The following is an 18,342-nucleotide window of genomic DNA, read 5'->3' on the forward strand; positions in this document are numbered from 1 at the left end:
CGCCCGACGGCCATGGCGGCTGGCTGCTTCGGGGGGCTTGCCTTGGGCAGGGCTGCAGCTTAGGTTGATGACATTGGTCATACCACTGCCCCCCAGCACTCTTTACCGCCTGCTTACGATACCAATAGAGCCATAGTATTTTGGCAATCCCCACGAACAACCCACCGAAACCCAAAATGCCTGCCCAAAATCGTCTAACACGAATCATTCCCTCGGTTGCTGGGATATGCTCAAGCCCCAGCACAGAATCCAGCCAGAAAGAAAAATAATGAAAATTCCAAATAGCGAAAGAACCGAGCAAAATCAAAATAACAGATTTCACATTTCCCCAAACACTTGAGACATCAAAAAAACCTCCAGGTCGCATATCTTTAGGTAGTGAGTTTCTACGTCTCATTTCTGCTCCTTTTGCATACCTTCAATAAGGACAGGAAGCCCGCCGCCCAAACTATTTTCGACAGCAAGGAAAAAGGGGACAGATTTATTTATTTGCGCATCACCAGTCAAAAAATAAATCTGTCCCCTTTTCCCTAGGGTCCAATCACCTTACCTGCGTTGTACTCAATAACGTGCCCACCTGGCCCATTAGGAGTTACCTTCCCATACCTCAGTGCGTTATCAACATAACTAGAGACATCTTTAACAGATGTTCCTTGCGAGAACTTACTAACATTCGCAAATCCTGAGTCAGGTCCATGGCGATAGAATACATGCTCAATACCTGTCATCAAACCGCCTTTGTTATAAGTGCTCGCGCTCCACGATGCGTCTATTTGTCTTGGGGCTGGTAATGCCTTGATTGTGTCATCTACAACAGCCCCAGTTGCTTTTGCACCGACTCAACAGCCGTTTTTTCCTACACTGGCCCCCAATAGCCATGAAATGGATCTTGAGGGGTAACTAGTCTCGGGACAGAAAGGGGACAGATTTATTTTTCCGTGCAGGCCCGCGGCCTGCCTTGCCCTCTCCGCTCGATTCGCAGCCCGGCAATCCGCTCTACTTCGTCTATGAAGCGACAATTGCCCGTCAACTGGCCGCGCTGCAGCCCTTCACGGATTAGAGATAGCTCCGCTTGCGATACAGCGCCACGAACGAACGTCCCGTATCGCTCGCTTCGCTGCTGCGCTGTGTCCCCTAACGCCAGGAAGCAAGGATCGCTATCCAGCCATCCCGTCGAACCACCAGCATCTATGCGACTGTTGTAGCTAGACCAGCGATAGTCGCTTGGTTCGGCCGCCATTCGTGCGCGAACGGGGTTCAGTTCGATATAGCGAGAACAAGCCAATAGATAGGCATAGGTTTGGACGACGCTCGATTTATAGCGGTTTTCCCAAAGCGTCCCAGACCGGCCTTCCAGTCGATTTCGATACCGAGTGGCTCGTGCGGCGAGCGCTTTCATCAACTGACCAAGCCCTGCTATCGCCTCACCCGGAGCCAGCAGCAAGTGCACATGGTTCGTCATCAAGCAGTACGCGTAGACCTTGACGCCAAAGGCATCCTTCAGCTCACGCAGATCAGTCAGGTATCGCTGGTAATCTTCGTCAGCGGCGAACACAACCTGGCGGTTGTGGCCTCGCTGGACGACATGGTGCGGGTAGTTCGCTAAAACAAGACGGCCCATCCTGGGCATAGTGGTGTTCTCCGTTCCGTGAAAAACCCTAGTTTAGCCAAGGAGGACGAGACGATCTGGACTGCTCCACACAAACTAGCCGGAAAAATAAATCTGTCCCCTTTTCCTGAAGGTTGCATCAGTTGCAATTGAACAGTTTACGCAGTTATGAGTCCGCCCGGCCTCTGGAAAGCCGGGATTGACGCCTCTGATCGAACCAGCCGTTTCGTCGACTGCACCAGTTGCTTTTGGACCAAATAAACAACCCGCCCAGTGCTAATTAATAAAGACCCAACACCCTGAGATCTTTTTTTAGCTCTGCGGCCTCGTCAGAGGGCAAATCATTCAAAACAGAAGATAGCTCGATCTCCTTTAGCAATCCGCGGACCATGTCAAGATGATATTTCTTGACTTTCTCTGAAGACCTACCTGCCGAAAGAATAAGCGCTAAAATCTCCAACATTAATTTTTCAACAGGCAAGTCAAAGGAATTCTCAAGCTCACTGTAGGCATAGCCTACTTCGCTTTCTCCCTCAGCCCATGGGCTTTGGTGGCTGAGTTTGGCTCTGCAATAGCTGTAATAGCTGCCCAGAAACCAAGCCCGGATTTCACCATAAGTCACTCGATCTTCCATTACGGCGTCTTCCTCGGCGGGCGGAGCATAACGCCCTGATTATCAAGAATATTAACTGTGATATTGGGATATTTCGCCTTAAATTGCTCCGCCACGTTTAGACAGCTTGCGCAAGCTGCTTTCTCCGTAAGTATGTTTACAGTCCCTCTTGCGGAGGTATTATTTCCCAACTGATCAGCAATATTGTCTAGAATTTTGTATTCCGTATCCCCGATAAACCATATCTCCGGCCTTGTTGGGTACAGATTGAGCCACAAAATTTCCACTTCCAGAGCCAATAAGCCCTTTGCCGGCATCAGAGACTTGGCTGTGTGCAGCCATCTGCTTAGGTATTCCGGGAATATCTATTTCCGCAACAGCTACGTTACCACTGCGCCTTAAACCAGACGGCAATCCAGCTCGAACATCCATGACCCGTTGGGCCATCGGAGCGGTATCGATCACCGTCGCAGTCGCTTTTGGACCTTATACCGTTTGCAAAAACCTATATTTCCAGCAGTCCATCCCCCTTAGGATCCAATACCTCTGCCCATCTGGCACTAAATGACAAAAGTCCGAACACTTAGCGAACCAGTCTGAGTAGACCAAGTCTTCATGCGCACGACCATAATCCATATGCATGTAGATTTTTCGATCAAAGTTTACATAGAAGACTGGAAGCCTAGAGGCAAGGGCATTGGCCTCACCAAAATCTGCCGAACTCAGGGCTGCACCGGAAAGATAGTAGTCCTCAATTTTTCCATGCAAGCATTCGTTCAAATCAGAACCGTATACGAACATGTTCTTGAGATCTTGCGGCGACAATACCTGCCGCCCCTCGGCCCTTAAGTATTTCAAAAAACTCTCAGCAGTAAGTCTGAGAACACCACCTCTGAACGACATGCATGCCGACGTATATTGCTCCTGAGTTATATGCCCCTTATCAAGGTATGCCCGATAATCCTTCTCCGCATCCAAGCTGAAGTTAAATTTATCGTCCACAACCCAGAAGCACTCACCTGAATGAACAAAGAAGCAGATACTTTTTTCGCCACTCCACAAATCTTCGACCAACAACTGCCACTGAGTCATCTCCCAAACTCCTTCAAAAATTCGTCATGAGAGTATACGCGCGCATTGCTTGAGTTCTTTTCCAGTAATGACTCCCACACCTTGCACCTTGAGAATCAATGGGGTCAGTGTCATTGATTCTTGGCTTCTCGATATTCCACAGACTTTCTGTCCCCACCTCGCCCAAGGGGAACAGCACGCCGCCCCGTCTTGGCTTCGATTTTGGTCTTGAACCGATCATCGCCCAAAACCCACGCCTTGTTCGTGGCCTCACGGATCGCCGTCAGTTTCCGCTCCGGCATTCGGCCTCGGAACAGTGACCGGTAGGCGTCCTGCCGTTCCTCCTCCGTTTTACCGAGCTGGAGATACAGAGCATGTGGCGTAAGAAGCTGGATCGGCTTGCCCAAGGCATTCAATTGGTAACTGGACCAGGGGTACTCCGAGGCATGGGATACCATGCCCGCGCGCACCGGGTTCAACTCTATATAACGATAAACCGTCAGCAGGTAACTGTCGGAATCGACCAGCGTCGATTTATATCGCCCCTCCCACAAGGTGCCCGTACGACCGTGGGTGAAATTGAAGTACTGGACATATTTACGGCCCTGAGCCTGCATCAACCGACTTATGCCCTGCTCATCGCGGGGCGTAGCCAGCAAGTGCACATGGTTGGTCATTAGGACAAAGGCATGGATGGCGACCTGATACTTGATCGCCGCCTCCTCGAGAAAGGACAGGTAGGCCTTGTAGTCCGCCTCGTCATAAAAGCAGGCCTCCCGATTATTGCCACGCTGAATCACGTGCTGAGCGCAACCAGGAAAATAGAGGCGAGGTAAGCGAGCCATGTGGGTCTCCTTGGATCAGGGAGAAAGCTAACCCTTTGGTGCGCACAAATCAATGACTCTGACCCCATTGATCCTGGCTGCAACAGGCCGGATTCGAGGTCAACGAACAGATACGCATCCGGGTGATGCAGGGCTGTTTGGTGATTACGGCGGAGTGAAATAAATAGCCCCGGCAGTGCCGGGGCTATTGTTATTCAAGAAAACTCAATATTGCATTCCGACAGGGCTATTCCTCAATCAAGCCCAGCGCCTCACCCAAACTTTCCACGAACTCTGCCTGCTCATCTGAATATTCCATTGCAATATTTTCAAACTGCGAACACAAAGATGATTTAGTTTCTGAGTCCGCCATTTGCAATGTCGAAGCCAATTGTTCAAGTGCTTGCACCGCAGCATCCGGATTTATTGCCTCCTCCCCCGAAAACTCAAGGAATACAGCAACCTCAGCAATAGCTTGCGCAACGTGCTTATTAATTTCCTGGCTCACGAATCACCTTCACTGAAATGTTTTTAATTCCCAGCTCATCAAACATTTTCTGAGCTCTGTTTGCCTGAGCTTGAGTAGGTACTTCCCAGCGTGCAGTTAGCCCATTCTGACTTAAAACCTCAGATTGCCTAAGCGCCTGATCTTTCGACTTGCTTGTCGTCACAACCGAAATCTTGCGATCAACTAAGACGTTGCCATCCACACCATCGAACTTGACCAACCTCGTTGATCCATCGGGCATCGTTCTTTCTAGCGCAGGGGCTTGACCAGACTGGGTGGCAGGATTGGAGCGCGCACCAGTTGCCGAATCATTGTAATCACGAGCACGCGAACTCATGCCTGCATTCTCATCAACCCACTTGACCTTACTTGAAGCAAGATCATCTACCGCCCCACCAGCCCCTTTTGGACCCCTCCCAAACAGACCACTCAACCAGGAGCTAATTGTTCCGCCGTTCTTTATTACACTTTTCGCGGCACCTGCCAATGAAATGCCGGCACCAACCAGCTCCGCAGACTCTAGGACATCAATTCGCTTTTGCTCTGATTCCGTCGGAGTGAACAACGTATCCGATGCGCTAGGAAACATTGTGAGAAACTGATTAAGTAGGTTCAACGTCTCCGGATCAACCGTCTCGATACCCTCTCCATGAGCTGCTGTGATCTTCAACGCATCAACTAAATCCTGCTTTGAAACCTCACTGTAGCCGGGGCCACAAAGATCAGGTTTCTGAGCGCAAGCAGCTAGGATGCCCTCCGCGTAGCTTTCTGCGTTCTTCTGATGCAGATCGTGGTTGTAGATCGTGCCCTGTTGAGCCACCCAAGCCCCAGTTTGCAGATCCTTCTCGTCTCCACCCTGCGCAGCCGCTGCCAACACCCCAATCAGCTGCGAGTTCATAACCAGCAGCCCTTTTTTCTTGTCGGGGTCCATGCCCTCGTACTGCTTGGCCAAGCTGGAGACCAACGCCTCATTGATGCCAGCCGCGAGCGCGCCAGTCTTGAAGTCGCCGCCAGCCGCCTCGGCGGCCAAACCGCCCATTACGGCATGCAGGCCAATCTTCGCCAGGCTGCCGTCTTTTAGGGCCATCTGGTCAGACATGCTGATATCGCCAATGAAGTTGAAGCCGGCCGCTGCAAATGTATTGGCCAACGTCGTCTGCAGGGCGTCTCCCAGACTTCCACCTTGGCCAAGCGCCTTGTTAAGCAAGGTTGACGTGCCATTCTGCAGCGCCTGGTTCGCTGCGAACTGACCGATTCCCGACCAAGAAGACAAGCCACCCGCAGATGCAACAGCCCCACTGTTAGCTAACACGCCACTGTTCCCCGTAGCAGCGCCTGCGGTATTGGCTCCGGTTTCCGTGCTGGTCCATTTGTCGAAGACACCTGCCGTTAGCCCGGCAGTCACCGCGCCAACAGCGTAGCCCTTCAACGCTTCTTCCGACGTGACATCTTTCAGGACGGCGCCCAAGTTTCCGCGGTTATTGATTGTGCTAACCGCAGCGCCACTGGCAGATGAGACGGCCACTGCGGTTAGCGCCGCATTGCCCCAGCCGGCCGCCGCAGTACCAGCCGCGGTTCCTGCAGTTACCATGGCCGATGAGCCAGCAGCAGCCATTGCGCTTCCTGAACCGGCTGCCGCGCTCGCTAAGTTCCCTATGGCAGCACTCGCCGCCCCCGCCGTGAAGTAGGCCACGATGATGGCAATCACGATTGCCGCACCACCGCCCAACCCCGAATGGCTGTACTTGAAGGAGTCATGAATCTCCTTTACTCGCTGCCAATCGACATCCCCGCGCTGCTCCATCTCCTTGATCCACGCCAGCTCAGGATCGGCCTTGACCATGGCGTCGATGGTCTGGCTGACGGTCTGCTTGTTGACGTCCTTGATGTCGATGCGCAGGCCGTCCACAGCCTTGATGACCGTCTCGCCCTTGGCGATCAGTACGCTCTGCTGCAGCGTCTCGTCGGTGTTGCCTTTGCCTTTCGCGGAGGTCCAGGCGAGGCTGTTGCTGCTCTTTTCGTGGCTCTCCTGATGCAGGTCCTTCACGCCTTCGAAGACGATGGCGCCGCCTGCGTCGAGCACGAGGTCATTGCCGCTTTCCAGGCGGGCCTTCTGATAGAGCTGGTCACCTTCGCTGACCAGCGTCAGGTCGCCGCCGGTGGTGATGGTGGTGCCGACATTGCGCACGTCAGTCACTTCGTCACGCTGGGTTTTCTTGCTGCCCCAGGAGCCCTTCTTCTTCATGTCGTACAGCGAGTAGTCGCTGTCCTGTGCAGCGAGCAGATTCAGCTCACCGCCGGCATACAGATAGGCCTCGTCACCGGCGCTGATGGTGCTGGCAACGATGTTGGTGTCGGCACCAGAAACGGCGGTGAAGTTTCCGCCAGTGACCAGTTCTGCCGACTGCTGCGAAACGCTGTCACGGACGATATCGACCTTCTTGCTGCCGCCCTTACGATGGTGCTCGTAGTGCGATTCGTTGGCAGCAGCGGCAATGGTCAGGTTCTCACCCGCTTGCAGCGCCATGTCGCCACCGGCCTCTACCCGGCTGCCAATCACAGCCAGGTCGCGGTCAGCGTGCATGACCAGATCGCCGCCGATATCCACCTCGGCACCATACTGGGTGATGACCTGTTGGTTGGTCCGCGATTTACGGGCCTTGCGCGCGTAGCTGTCTTCCTCTTGCTGGCTAGCAATGACCAGGTCGCGACCGGCGCTGAGGCTGGCATTGCCTCCGGCGCTAAGCGCGCCGCCGACGTTGAGCAGGTCGCGACCAGCCATCAATTGGAGATCGTTGACCGCCTCGATTCGCGCTGCGCTATCCACGAAATCTTCGCGGTTCTGGTAGCGCGTGCCGTTGGCGGCCTGGTGGGTGGTGACGCTGCGCTCGTTGATGATGTCGCCCGTTAGGGCAATGGCCGATACGTCGCGCCCGGCGATGATGCCGCCTGCAGTGTTGCGGATGCTGTCGGTAGCCAGCAGTTGCAGGCGATCGTTGGCCTGCATCAGGCCGCTGTTGGTGATGTTGCCGGCGGTGATATCGAGATTACGACTGGCACGTAGGGTGCCCTGATTGGTCAGGTCGCCGCCGGAGATAAGCGCGACGTCGCGGCCCTGGATCAGCGCGCCATTGGGCGCCAGGCGGCCTTCGGCCTGGGCCAGATAAAGCACCGGCACCAGGACCTTCTCGCCCAGCACTTCGTGCTCTTCCATCCAGACGATATCGTGGGTCAGCGCGGCAACCTGCTCGGCGGTGAGCGAAACACCGAGGGCCAGGCCCAGGGCGTCCTTGCTGGCCAGGGCGTTATCCATCAGATGGCGGAACATTGCCTCGTCACTGGTCAGCCCGGCCAGGTAGCGTTGGCCAGTGCGGGCAACGATGGCCTCGCGGATCAGGCGCTGCTCATACAGACCGTCACCAAGGCGCTTCTGCGCGGCATCGGTGTCGTAACCGAGGTTGCCAAGTAGGTAGTCCGAGCTCATGAACTGCTTGAGGTCGGTGAGTGCCGGGTTGGTTTCGATAAGGTATTTGTGGGCGGTGGCCGGGCGGGAAGCTCCGGGCACGCCTTGCACGTGCGCCACCGGCAGCACGCCAGGTTGCGGGTTGGCCACAGCGCTGCTGTTGGCGTTCTCGCCAGTCTGCCTGCTTAAACGAAACAGCCCATTCTCGCCTTGCGGGATGGTAAAGCCTGGCAGGGTGAGCGGATTGACCGCTCGCTGCTGCAGATCAGGTGGCAGTTGCGCGTTGAGGCTGACCTGCGTGGCATAGGGCGATTGGCCCACCGCTGTGCTTTGCGTACGGCTGGCACCCGACACGAACGCATAGTTGGGGCGGATCACGCCACTGTCGATTCGCTGGCTCGCGTTGATGCTGACATCGCCTCCAGCCTGGATGATGGCCGCGTAGGATTGGTCGCCCGACGCAATGTTGGTGCTGGTACGGAACCGCGTCTGCTCACTTTCCAAACGACCGATGAAATGAGCTAACGCGCCTTCCAGCCCGCTAAGGTTGTTGGCGTTGTAACCTGGGCTCAGATACCAGTATTTGGCGGTGAACTGATTGGCTTCGTATTGCCACGATTCGATATCGCGGGTTCGTTGTGAGACAAAGACCCGGCGGGTTTCGATCTCACCCGTTTCGATACCGGTGTTTTCCAGTCGGGTCAGGTTGGCAGTAACGTTCTTGCCGGCGCTGATCAGACTACTTCTATTGATCAGCGTGTTGCCGGCCAGCAACAGGTGGCCGCCAGCCTGAATGCTGGAAGCGGCACTGGCCTCAGTGACCTCCAACTTGTCACGCTCGATAATCTCCCAAACGCCGTTACGCTTGCCGCTACAGTCACCCGCTCCGTAGTAGCCGCTGCAGGGCAGTTCGGTGATTTTTGCCGTGTACTTACCGGCATTGTTAACGGTCAACACGGCACGCGCGTTGTTGATTACCGAGGCTCTCAGACTGAAGTCACCAGCGCTTTCTAGCGTGCCAGAGAGGTTGTCGACGCGGTCGGCCAAGCCGGCGTGATCGTCCTTTGCGAGGTCGAGCCCACCAAGACTGAACACATCCCCATAACGATTGGTGAATGTGTTGACCCGCAGTTGCATGTCCTCACCGCTAAAGATCAGCCCTTGCTCATTAATCAAGGAGCCCGCTTGGATGCGCACCTGCTCAGCCCCACCAAGCGTCCCGTAGTTATTCAGCGTCGCGCTGCGCAGGGTGAAATCGCCGGCAGACGTCACTCGGCCGCGGTTTACGGCCAGCCCTGCGATATCCAGCGAGGTGACCGCGCCGCCAGCGATGCGGCCGCTTGTAGCGAGATCCAGGGAAGCGGCGTTGAACGTTAGGCCACCGAGGCTGGTGAGCTGGCCGCTGCCGCTGTAACCAGCCGTGAGGTTCAGGCTCAGATTGCCATCACTGGCAATCAGGCCGTTGTTGTTCCAGCGCCCGCCGGTTGCGACGAGGCTTTCGCCCGCCAACAACTGGCCGCTGGCTGTCTGGGTGAAGTTGCCGACATTCAGCTCCAGGCGCTGAGCCTGGATAACGCCGCTGTGGGTCCAGTTGGCGGCATCGAGCTTCAGCGCACCATTGGTGATCAGCGTGCCGCCGGCCGCTGTGGCCAGACTGCTGGCGAGTCCGAAGATGCCGCTGCCCACGTGGCGAACGGTGCCGCCGTCGTTCAGGAAGCTGCCAACGTTCAGATTCAAATCACGGCTGGCTGATTCGATCAGGCCGCGGCGGTTGTCCAGCACGCCACTGGTGGTGATCACTGTGCTTTCCAGCTGGCCGAGCGCGCGTAGCGCGCCACTGTCGTTGGTCAGGCCGGCGCTGTGTACGGTTAGGCCGCTGGCGCTTTCGACAAGGCCGGCGGTGTTGTTCAGGGTGCCGCGTAGACTGAAGTCAATGTGCTGGGCGCCGACCTTGCCGGCGCTGTTGTCCAGTGCGTCCGCCTCGATCCGCACGGTGTCGCGGGCGTACAGACCACCGCCGACATTGAGCAGGTCGCCCGAGGTGATGCGGGTGTCGCCGCCGATGGCGGAAAGATGGCCTTGGGAATTGTCCAGGCGACCGGCCTGGACCCTGAGCGTTTGGGCCTGGGTGGTGCCACCCACGTTGCCGAACAGGCCGGACGTGTCCAGCTTCAGCTGGCCGACCAGGCTGTTGAGAATGCCTCCATTACCGTTGTTCAGGCTCGCGGCTTCGATGTCGATATTGCCCTGCTGACTGAGGATGCTGCCGCCGCGGTTATCCACGGCACCGGCAGTTTTGATCAGAACGTTTGCTTGGCCCTGCAGGGCGCCCTGGCGGTTGTCGATGTCTTGGGCCGCTACCGTTACGGAGTCGGTCTGGCTGAAGACGAGGCCGTCCGCGCTGTTGTCCAGCGTGCCGGTCGCCTGGATGGACAGGCCGGCCTGCGCACCGACGGTACCGCCGGCATTGGTAAGGCTCACGGCGAAAAGGTCGAGCAGCCCTTGGCTGGCCATGCGGCCACCGCGGTTGTCGATATCTCCGGCGCGCAGCAGCAGATCGCGGCCGCTGGCCAGACGCCCGCCGCTGTTGAGCAGCGCTGCGCCGAGCAGCAAATCGAGGGTGCCGGTGGCGGTCAACTGCCCACCGCTGTTCTCCAGTGATTCGGCGCGCACACGCACATCGGACGCACCGCCCAGCTGACCGCCGACGTTGCGCACGGTGCCTGCCTGGAGGTCGAGCTCACTGGTGGCGCTGATCAGGCCGCCGCTTCCGTTGTCCAGGACAGCGTCCAGCTCGGCGGCGATCGCACCTTCGCTGGAAATGATGCCGTTGCCCCGGTTATCCAGGCTGGCCGCACGCAGCTGCTGGTCGCCCCGGCTGACCAGTGCGCCCTCACCACTGTTGTTCAGATGCCCGCTGAGCTCCAGCTTCAACCCGCCATTACGGCTGGACAGGGTTCCGCCCTGGCTGTTGTCGAGGCTACCGCCGCTGACTGTCACACCTCCCCAGCCGGAAACGAGACCGCTCTGGTTGTTCAGCTGCCCGGCTTGAGCATCAAGTGTTTGCGCCGCGATCAGGCGGCCACCCTGACTGTTGTCGAGCCGCTCGGCGCCGACCTTCAATGAAGACGAGGAAGATACTTCGCCGCCGCGATTATCCAGCGCACCGGCGCCGGCCAGACTCACCGGCCCCTTGCCGTGGATCAGCCCGCTGCGGTTGTCCAACTCGCCATTGTTGAGCTGCAGAGATACTGCCGCCTCGCCGATCATGCGTCCGCCCGCCTGGGTCAGCGAGCCGAGATCGGCTGTCAGATCGCCGCGGGCCGAGACCTCGCCGCCATTGCTGGAGTCCAGGCGGCCGGCGTTGAGGACGAGCGCGCTATCACTGACGATCAGGCCACCGTCGCGGTTGTCGATCAGGTCTGCAGCACGAACCGAAACCTGCTCACCACTGACCAGACCGCCGCGGTTGTTCAGCGCTTCGGCTTCTAGTTGCGCCTGTCCCTGGGCGATTACGCGGCCCTGCTCGCTATTGTCGAGCGTACCGGCAACAACCAGCAGATCGCCGATAGCGACGATATCGCCACCCCGGTTATCCAGGCTGTCAACGCGTAGGTCGGCGTTGCCGCGGCTTTGCAGCAGACCATCGCGGTTGTCCAGTTGCGCGGCATTGACCGTGATCTGCTGACTGCCCAGCACGCGGCCCTGTTGGTTGTTCAGAGCGGAGGTATCGATGCGAGTCGTGCCGGCGCTGAGCGTGCCGCCCTGGTTGTTTAGCGTCTGGCTCGCCGTTGCCTCAAGGGTGCGTCCGGCTATCAGCGTGCCACTGTTGCGGATGTGCTCGGCGGCGAGAGTCATGTCGGCACTGGCGTTGCGGCTGTTGTCCGCTTTGACGCCCGCTTCGACGATACCCTCATTGGCCAGCTCGCCGGCCCGGAGCACGGCGCTCCCGCCTGTTGCCAGGCTTTGCCTGTTGATAAGGCTGTCCTGTGCACTGATACGAGCAGTGCCAGCGGCGTAGGCATCGCCGTTCAGTTCGACCTGCTGCGCGGCAATGTGCAGATCCTTCGCGGCAGCGCTGCGCCCCATGCTCAGCCGGCCATTAGCATCGATCTGGATATCCCCGGCACTGGCCGCCATGTCGCCGGCCAGCTTCACGCCAACGCCCGCTTCGGTGCCGACCAGACGAATCGCCCCGGCATACATGCCGCCGAGCGCAGAGCTGTCGATGGCGAGCAGCGGCTTGTCGCTGTCGTCCGCCGACTTGGCAGTGACGCTGAGATCGTCGGCCTTGACCACATTGCGACCAGCGATGACGTTCAGCTTCTTGGCGTGCAGCTCGGCATTGATCTTGGCGCTGCGGGTGATGAGGTCGAATTGATCGACGTTGCTGGCGTTCAGACCCTGCCCTTCGATGGTGATCTGCCCGCCATTGACGTCGAAACGATCGAGGCGGCCATTCTCGATCACCGCGGTGCCGGTGCTGAGGGTCACGCGCGGGGTGTTGATGAAGCCGCAACCATCGCAGGCGATACCGTGCGGGTTGGCGACGATCACGTGGGCCGACTTTCCGGCCACTTCCGTGTAGCCCTGCAGCCGGCTGGCGTTGCTGCCAGTGACCTCATTGAGGATCATCCCGGCCGCTTTGCCGTTGAGGTTGCTGTTACCCAGGATGATGCCGCCGAGCTGGGTGCTCTGGGTGGCGGTGGTGGCGTTGTTGAGGATCAGCCCCTGCTGGCCGACGTTGTAGTCCTTGAACTTGTTGTGCGACAACCCGTTGCCATTGGGTGCGGCAATGTTCACGACCGGTACGCCATTGCCGGCCTGACCGACAGTCACGCCACTGCCCGCCGCTGCCGCTAGCTCGGCCGCAGCGCTGACGATGGGGTTGAGAAACATCACGCCAGCGAGTACTGCGGCAATGTTCTGGAAGAAGGGGCTGCGCACGTCCATGTGATGACTCCGGCTTGCTCAAATCAACAGAATTCGGGAAGAGATCGACTCTTCAAGCCCGCCTGTATGGCGGGACGGCATTTCAGAAAAACAGATCGATGCGGAAATACACCGGGCGCTCACGCTCGGTAATCGCGTCGGGCCGCTCCAGCGAGTGGGCGAACGTCAGCGAGGTGGCCAGATGCGCGCCGCGGGCGGTCAGCTCCAAGGCGTGGCCCGACATGCGTCCGTGCCGGTCCGGGTTGTAACGCCCGCCGTGGATCACACCGACGTCATAGGCGTAGGCCAGGCCGTATTCGTGCAGGAAGGGGCGCAGAGGCTCCCAACCGACCGGCCGCCGCCAGCGCAACTGGTTGCGCCAATAGCCGCCGGTGTCGCCGGACAGGGATTGCTCCTTGAAACCGCGCACCGAGGCCAGACCGCCAACGCTGATGCGCTGCGGGCTGTAGAGCACGTCTTCACTCTTCTGGCCATTGAGCAGGCTGTCGAAACTAAACGACTCACCCCACAGCTGGAAGGGCTGGAGTGCGCTCAGGGTCAGGGTGTACTTGTGGTAGCGCGCCTCGGGCTCGCCTGGCAGCGGATCGCCTCGACGCTGGGCATCGAAGGCACCGATGCCGTGCTGCCAACCGGCGTCGACGTTGACGAACGCAGTGCCAATCCGCCGGCCATGATTGAGGCCCAGCTGCATTTCGGAAAGGCGCTGGCTGGACACATCCAGCAGGCTGTTCTCGATGTAGTTGCGGGTGCGCAGGTGAGACAGGCCGAAGTTGACGGCCGTCTTGCTCACCGCATCTCGGTGCAGCACACGCTCGGCGCTGAGCTGATGGCTTTTGCTTTCACCGTCGAGTTCGAAGGCGAAGCCGGCGGCGTCGTTTTGCGTACGGTAGTAGCTTTGGTTGTAGCCGTAGCTGAACGTCCACCAGCCATACGGCAGGGTGTAGAACAGGCCCTGATTCGACGAGTGTCGATAGTGGTCGCTGACGGCATCGCCGCCGGCACGCAGGCTGAGCTGGTCGGCCAGGCCCAATGGACTGTCCCAGTCCAGACCTAATCCCCATTGCTGCTCGCCGGTGCTCTTCTCGCCGTTGTTGTGTCGGTTGAGACTGACGCGCCAAGGCTTGAGCGGCTCACCTTGCAACCTCACGCGGCTGCCGCCCACTTCCTGCCCCGGCATCAGCTCGAGCTGAGCAGGACGAGAGGGCAGACGGTTGAGCTGGTCGACCAGTTGTTCCAGTTCGCGCAGGTCGACGATCTGGCCTGTACGCCCTGGAAACGCCATGGCCAATTCACGCTCACTGGCGATGGCCGATTGGTCGAGTCCTTCAAGCTGCCCCTCGACTACGAGCACCTCCAGCTCGCCATCGGCCATGTCCTGCTGCGGCAGGTACGCACGCGAGGTGACGTGCCCACGGTCGATGTAGGCCTGGGTGACGGCCTTGAGCAGCGCGTTGAGCTGGTTGGCGCCGAGGCATCGGTCGATGAATGGCGCCAGCACTGCGTTCTGCTGCTCGGGAGATAGCTGGCTGGCGCCCTGCAGCCGAATGGTCTGAATTTCGAAGCAGCGCTCGTCATCGGTTGGCGGTACAGGTTGCGCCTGCGTTTCGCGTCCTGGTAGCTGTTGCAGCTCCTCGAGACGGCGGCGTTGCTCTTCGAGCAGGCGTTCCTGGCGGTCACGGATCAGGTCACGGTCGCCGGGTAGCGGTGCGCCGGATGGAGGAACCTGCGCCAGGATCGGAGCGGCAAACAGGCACATGACGGAGAAAGACGAGGCAGACAACAGCCGGCGCATTGCAACCATCCTTGGTTAGGTAAAGCGGAGGCCGGCGATGATGGGCGTAGTGCCATTACCGGGCAACTGCCTCCGGTCTTCCATTGCGGCACAAAGCGCAAACGGTTTCGCATATCTGTAAAAAACCGGCTGATCGCTTGGAGTCACTCGCGCTGCTGAGTGCTCCACGAAGGGGGGAGCACCTGCGGATGCGATGCTGAGCCACACCAATTGAGTCATTCCCCCCACATGGAGCGGCGGTTATGTCGTCTGCCGCTTCGCAACCGGGTACGACATAGTCACCCGCTGGCTGCGAGCTCGGAGCTACTCCAGAAGCAACCTGCCATCCGCCCCGCTTAAGGCTGGCCAGCCATGATCCTCTCGACCTCACCCTCGGCCTGCAGATGCTCGAAGGCAGCCTGAGTGCGCAGCACGGTGTCGTCATCGGTTTGCGGGCTATAGGCCATGTAGAGCTGCGTCGAGGTGTTGGGGCTGAAGACTTTTTCGACAGTGGCTGGGTCCACGCCGGCTTCTTCGCACAGGGCGAGCATGTCCTGTTCGGGCATTGGCACCAGGTCGACCTGACCGTTGAGCAGGCGCTTGAAGTTGTCGCTGTTGTGAGCGGCGACGACGACCTTGGTAAAACCATTGGCCTGCAAGTACTGGTGACGAACATCCTCACGCATCACCCCGACGCGATACGCCTTTGCCGACTCCAGATCCGGCACCAGGATGTCGTCTCGTTCGCGCAGTTTGTAGAAGTGGTATTCGATGCGCATGATCTCGCCCACCCAGCGAAACAATGCCTCACGCTCGCTTGTACGCGCGATCAGGTAGATCAGCACGCCAGGTTCGCTCAGGGCCATGTCATAGGCGCGTGCCCAGGGGTAAAGGCTGATCTGGTAGTCATTCAACCCCGCCCGCTGCAGCGTAGCCTCGACCACCCGGCTGGCCGTACCGGCAACCTTGCCGTCTTGCAGGTAGCTGTAGGCGGTGTCTTCGGTGACCACACGCAGTGGGCCAGCCTGTGCCGTCATGCCGAACAGTCCCAGGAAAAAAGCGATCCAGGCAAACGGGTGCATCGTGCAGTCCTCGCAGACAGTCAGTCGGAGATACAGTTGCGTCCGTGGGTCTTGCCCCGATAGAGGGCCTCGTCCGCACGACGCAGCAGTTGATCAAATTGGTCCATGCTGTCGGGCTCTAGCGTGGCCAGGCCAATACTCAGCGTCACGTAGGGCGAGACATCGGAGTCCTCGTGAAGCAATTCCCGCTCGCTCAGGCGCTGCTGCAAGCGCGCAGCCGCACGCCTTGCGGCTGCCGCATCTACGCCTGGCAGTAGCACCACGAACTCTTCACCACCAAGCCGCGCCACCACTTCTCCCGCACGGGCGAATACGGACTTGAGCGTGTCGGCGACCAGTCGCAGGCATTGGTCGCCCTGGGCGTGGCCATAGAGGTCGTTATAGCGTTTGAAGAAATCCACATCGCACATCAGTACTGCCAGCGGCTGCCCTTGCCGTAGCGCGCGGCGAAATTCGGTTTCCTTGACCTCGTCGAAGTGGCGGCGGTTGGCCAGGCCGGTAAGCGGGTCGCTGCGTGAGAGCTCTTCGAGCAGGACGTTGGCGGCGCGCAATTCGGCAGTGCGTTCCTCCACGAGCTCCGCCAGGCGGTCGCGGTGCGCAGCCAAGGCAAGCTCGTCCTGATGCTGGCGCTGGAGATACGCCGAAAGTTTGGCTTGCAGACTGTTGACACCGGACTCCAACAAGCTCAACTCATCGAGCTGTTTGGGCGAGCGATGCAGGTGCAGACTGCGATCGAGGTTGTCCGGGGTCAGCCGGGTCAGGTGACGGGCAATGCGCCGCACATGAAGGGTAACCGTGCGGTTGAACATCCACATGATCAGCCCGGCCAACAACAGTGACTGAATCACCTGAGTGAGGACGATGTCGTAAACCTCGACAAGCATGCGTTCCCAGAGCAGGCCCTCATTGCCCTCCAGGAACAGCTCGCCCACCGTTTCACTGGCGCCAGCATAGGGCTCGTAGGTCAGGCGCTGCTGCAGCCTCGGCGCCCGGTGCTCGAGCGGCTGCTGCGCCCGCTCGCGCTGGACGATTTCCGACTCGCGCCCGGCGCGGATAATCTCGAGTTCAACACGACCGATAGGTGCTGCTTCCACGACGCTGTCGAGCTGCGTGTGCAAGGCGGCGCTGTCCATTTCCCAGATTGCCTTGGCCAGATTGCTGCGAAACACCTGGTCGATCAGCACCAGCTCGGCATTCATTTCCGCCAGATTGCTTTGCCAGGCCGACCACGTCCGCAGCCCTACGGTCACCAGGGTGAAGAGCAGGCAAAAGCCCAGGGTGGCGATCACCAAACGACGACCAAGCGAGCCGGTCTGTCGCTGCAGGGACGCAGCGCCTTCAGGGTCGGGCAAGTTGGCGTTCATTTCAGCCATTTGGCGGCGATGCTGTCGTAGCGTCCATCAGCCCGTAGGCGCTCAAGCGCCTGACGAAAGCGCTCGACCACTTCATCCGACGTATTGCGACTGAAAGCCATGCACAGACCATTGGCACCGCCGAGGTCGTCCAGATTCAGCTGGGCTACTGCGGTTTCGGCAGAATTGCCGCTGGCGTGGCGCACCAAGTAATGGGCGTTGAGTTCATTGGAGATCCACAAGTCCACGCGCCCTGCCTTGAGCTTTTCGTAGTTGTGTTCATACCGGTTGCTCGACTGCAGATTGCGTCCGATGGCAAAACCCTTGTCGATCAGATACTGCTCGCCGACATCCTCCTTCACGGTAGCGATCTGGAACTTCCGTGCGTCGTCCAGGCTCGTCAGATTGAACTGCTTGCCGGGCAGCGAGAACAGATACCAGCGCGTCGGCGCGATCACACCGACCCACTTGAACAACGCCTCGCGCTGCGGGGTTCGAGCGATGGAATAGATCAGCACATTTTCGGAGTTGAGGGCGATGTCGTACGCGCGAGCCCAAGGCATCGACTGAATGCGCGCCTGCGCACCCGCTTCCTCGATAACCGCCTGGACCACTTCGGTGCCCATCCCGGTCAGCTTGCCGTCAACAGTCATGTTGTAGGGGGGCAATTCTTCGGTGACGACTGTGATTGCCGTGGCTCCAGCCATGGAGCTGTAACTCAGGGACACGATCACGGAAAGGATGGCGCTCAGACTTCGGAGGGAGCGTGAGCTCATAGGGTGACCTCAGCGGGTTGGGAACCCAGGCATACAACCGACATACCAGCCACCATCGTGCCGCCATTGAGTTTTGATCAATCACTCTTTTTTCGGCGCGCCATGCGCAGACTTGAAGGCGCCAGGCCTCTTATCTCGCCGCCCCGACGGGCGGCAATGCTTGCCACACATGCGGGTGAACCGATGGTAATGATCACCAGAGGGCAGTCTGAGGCCGCGTCTTTCCGAAGCTCCACTCTCAGTGACAGCAGGCGCTCGGCCGGTCACCAGCTTACGTATGTGAAAGCGCTCCCTTCGACATCATTTATTAAAAATCATTA

Annotated in this window: 13 protein-coding genes; 1 reads left to right on the forward strand and 12 read right to left on the reverse strand. The window is 58.8% G+C overall.

The genetic code is table 11. From position 1 onward, the window contains the following. The 6 genes from AAEZ08_RS18015 to AAEZ08_RS18040 form a co-directional block, all read right to left on the reverse strand. A partial coding sequence (locus AAEZ08_RS18015) for a hypothetical protein (RefSeq protein WP_500124830.1) occupies positions 1–397 on the reverse strand: 397 nt, incomplete at its 3' end. 531 nt (positions 398–928) lie between these two features. After that, entirely contained in the window at positions 929–1,630 is a 702-nt protein-coding gene (locus AAEZ08_RS18020; RefSeq protein WP_500124831.1) for a transposase, read from the reverse strand. A gap of 259 nt (positions 1,631–1,889) precedes the next feature. After that, positions 1,890–2,243 carry an Imm2 family immunity protein gene (gene imm2 / locus AAEZ08_RS18025; protein WP_500124832.1) on the reverse strand — a complete coding sequence of 118 codons (354 nt, stop codon included), beginning with the start codon at positions 2,241–2,243 and terminating at the stop codon, positions 1,890–1,892. Further along, positions 2,243–2,539, reverse strand: a complete 297-nt coding sequence (locus tag AAEZ08_RS18030) for a deaminase domain-containing protein (RefSeq protein ID WP_500124833.1) — start codon at positions 2,537–2,539, stop codon at positions 2,243–2,245. Before AAEZ08_RS18030 ends, imm2 begins: the two co-directional genes overlap by 1 nt. A gap of 169 nt (positions 2,540–2,708) precedes the next feature. Further along, on the reverse strand, positions 2,709–3,314 hold the full coding sequence (locus AAEZ08_RS18035) for a hypothetical protein (protein ID WP_500124834.1): 606 nt from the start codon (positions 3,312–3,314) through the stop codon (positions 2,709–2,711). 110 nt (positions 3,315–3,424) lie between these two features. Continuing rightward, positions 3,425–4,138: a transposase gene (locus AAEZ08_RS18040; RefSeq protein WP_483031129.1), complete on the reverse strand. Its 714-nt coding sequence runs from the start codon at positions 4,136–4,138 to the stop codon at positions 3,425–3,427. Between the two features lie 77 nt (positions 4,139–4,215). Between AAEZ08_RS18040 and AAEZ08_RS18045 the strand changes: the two genes are divergently transcribed. Continuing rightward, a complete protein-coding gene (locus AAEZ08_RS18045) occupies positions 4,216–4,296 on the forward strand; it encodes a SymE family type I addiction module toxin (RefSeq protein WP_500124871.1) in 81 nt (26 codons plus the stop codon). A 68-nt stretch (positions 4,297–4,364) separates the two neighbouring features. Here the strand turns inward: AAEZ08_RS18045 and AAEZ08_RS18050 are convergent, their stop codons facing one another. The 6 genes from AAEZ08_RS18050 to AAEZ08_RS18075 all read right to left on the reverse strand — a co-directional run bounded on the left by AAEZ08_RS18050 (position 4,365) and on the right by AAEZ08_RS18075 (position 18,022). Then, positions 4,365–4,625, reverse strand: a complete 261-nt coding sequence (locus AAEZ08_RS18050) for a hypothetical protein (RefSeq protein ID WP_439748134.1) — start codon at positions 4,623–4,625, stop codon at positions 4,365–4,367. Continuing rightward, positions 4,609–13,041 (reverse strand): two-partner secretion domain-containing protein, encoded by an 8,433-nt coding sequence (locus AAEZ08_RS18055; RefSeq protein WP_500124835.1) that lies wholly within the window; start codon positions 13,039–13,041, stop codon positions 4,609–4,611. The genes AAEZ08_RS18050 and AAEZ08_RS18055 overlap by 17 nt, the downstream gene beginning before the upstream one ends. 82 nt (positions 13,042–13,123) lie before the next feature. Further along, positions 13,124–14,797 carry a ShlB/FhaC/HecB family hemolysin secretion/activation protein gene (locus tag AAEZ08_RS18060; protein ID WP_500124872.1) on the reverse strand — a complete coding sequence of 558 codons (1,674 nt, stop codon included), beginning with the start codon at positions 14,795–14,797 and terminating at the stop codon, positions 13,124–13,126. A gap of 371 nt (positions 14,798–15,168) precedes the next feature. Next, a complete protein-coding gene (locus tag AAEZ08_RS18065; RefSeq protein WP_058063556.1) occupies positions 15,169–15,894 on the reverse strand; it encodes a substrate-binding periplasmic protein in 726 nt (241 codons plus the stop codon). Positions 15,895–15,914: 20 nt separating this feature from the next. Beyond that, positions 15,915–17,258 carry a GGDEF domain-containing protein gene (locus AAEZ08_RS18070; RefSeq protein ID WP_500124873.1) on the reverse strand — a complete coding sequence of 448 codons (1,344 nt, stop codon included), beginning with the start codon at positions 17,256–17,258 and terminating at the stop codon, positions 15,915–15,917. Beyond that, a complete protein-coding gene (locus tag AAEZ08_RS18075) occupies positions 17,255–18,022 on the reverse strand; it encodes a substrate-binding periplasmic protein (RefSeq protein ID WP_427702525.1) in 768 nt (255 codons plus the stop codon). Before AAEZ08_RS18075 ends, AAEZ08_RS18070 begins: the two co-directional genes overlap by 4 nt. Between the last annotated feature and the right edge of the window lie 320 nt (positions 18,023–18,342).

Origin of the sequence: Pseudomonas sp. E45-MNA-CIBAN-0222, assembly GCF_040310405.1 — a bacterium.
GTDB lineage: Bacteria > Pseudomonadota > Gammaproteobacteria > Pseudomonadales > Pseudomonadaceae > Stutzerimonas > Stutzerimonas stutzeri_AC.

What these genes read in the sequence shown, in the direction of transcription:
- AAEZ08_RS18020 (WP_500124831.1), bottom strand. Translation starts at nt 1,630, where the DNA reads ATGCCCAGGATGGGCCGTCTTGTTTTAGCGAACTACCCGCACCATGTC.
- imm2 (WP_500124832.1), bottom strand. Translation starts at nt 2,243, where the DNA reads ATGGAAGATCGAGTGACTTATGGTGAAATCCGGGCTTGGTTTCTGGGC.
- AAEZ08_RS18030 (WP_500124833.1), bottom strand. Translation starts at nt 2,539, where the DNA reads ATGCCGGCAAAGGGCTTATTGGCTCTGGAAGTGGAAATTTTGTGGCTC.
- AAEZ08_RS18035 (WP_500124834.1), bottom strand. Translation starts at nt 3,314, where the DNA reads ATGACTCAGTGGCAGTTGTTGGTCGAAGATTTGTGGAGTGGCGAAAAA.
- AAEZ08_RS18040 (WP_483031129.1), bottom strand. Translation starts at nt 4,138, where the DNA reads ATGGCTCGCTTACCTCGCCTCTATTTTCCTGGTTGCGCTCAGCACGTG.
- AAEZ08_RS18055 (WP_500124835.1), bottom strand. Translation starts at nt 13,041, where the DNA reads ATGGACGTGCGCAGCCCCTTCTTCCAGAACATTGCCGCAGTACTCGCT.
- AAEZ08_RS18060 (WP_500124872.1), bottom strand. Translation starts at nt 14,797, where the DNA reads ATGTGCCTGTTTGCCGCTCCGATCCTGGCGCAGGTTCCTCCATCCGGC.
- AAEZ08_RS18065 (WP_058063556.1), bottom strand. Translation starts at nt 15,894, where the DNA reads ATGCACCCGTTTGCCTGGATCGCTTTTTTCCTGGGACTGTTCGGCATG.
- AAEZ08_RS18070 (WP_500124873.1), bottom strand. Translation starts at nt 17,258, where the DNA reads ATGAACGCCAACTTGCCCGACCCTGAAGGCGCTGCGTCCCTGCAGCGA.
- AAEZ08_RS18075 (WP_427702525.1), bottom strand. Translation starts at nt 18,022, where the DNA reads ATGAGCTCACGCTCCCTCCGAAGTCTGAGCGCCATCCTTTCCGTGATC.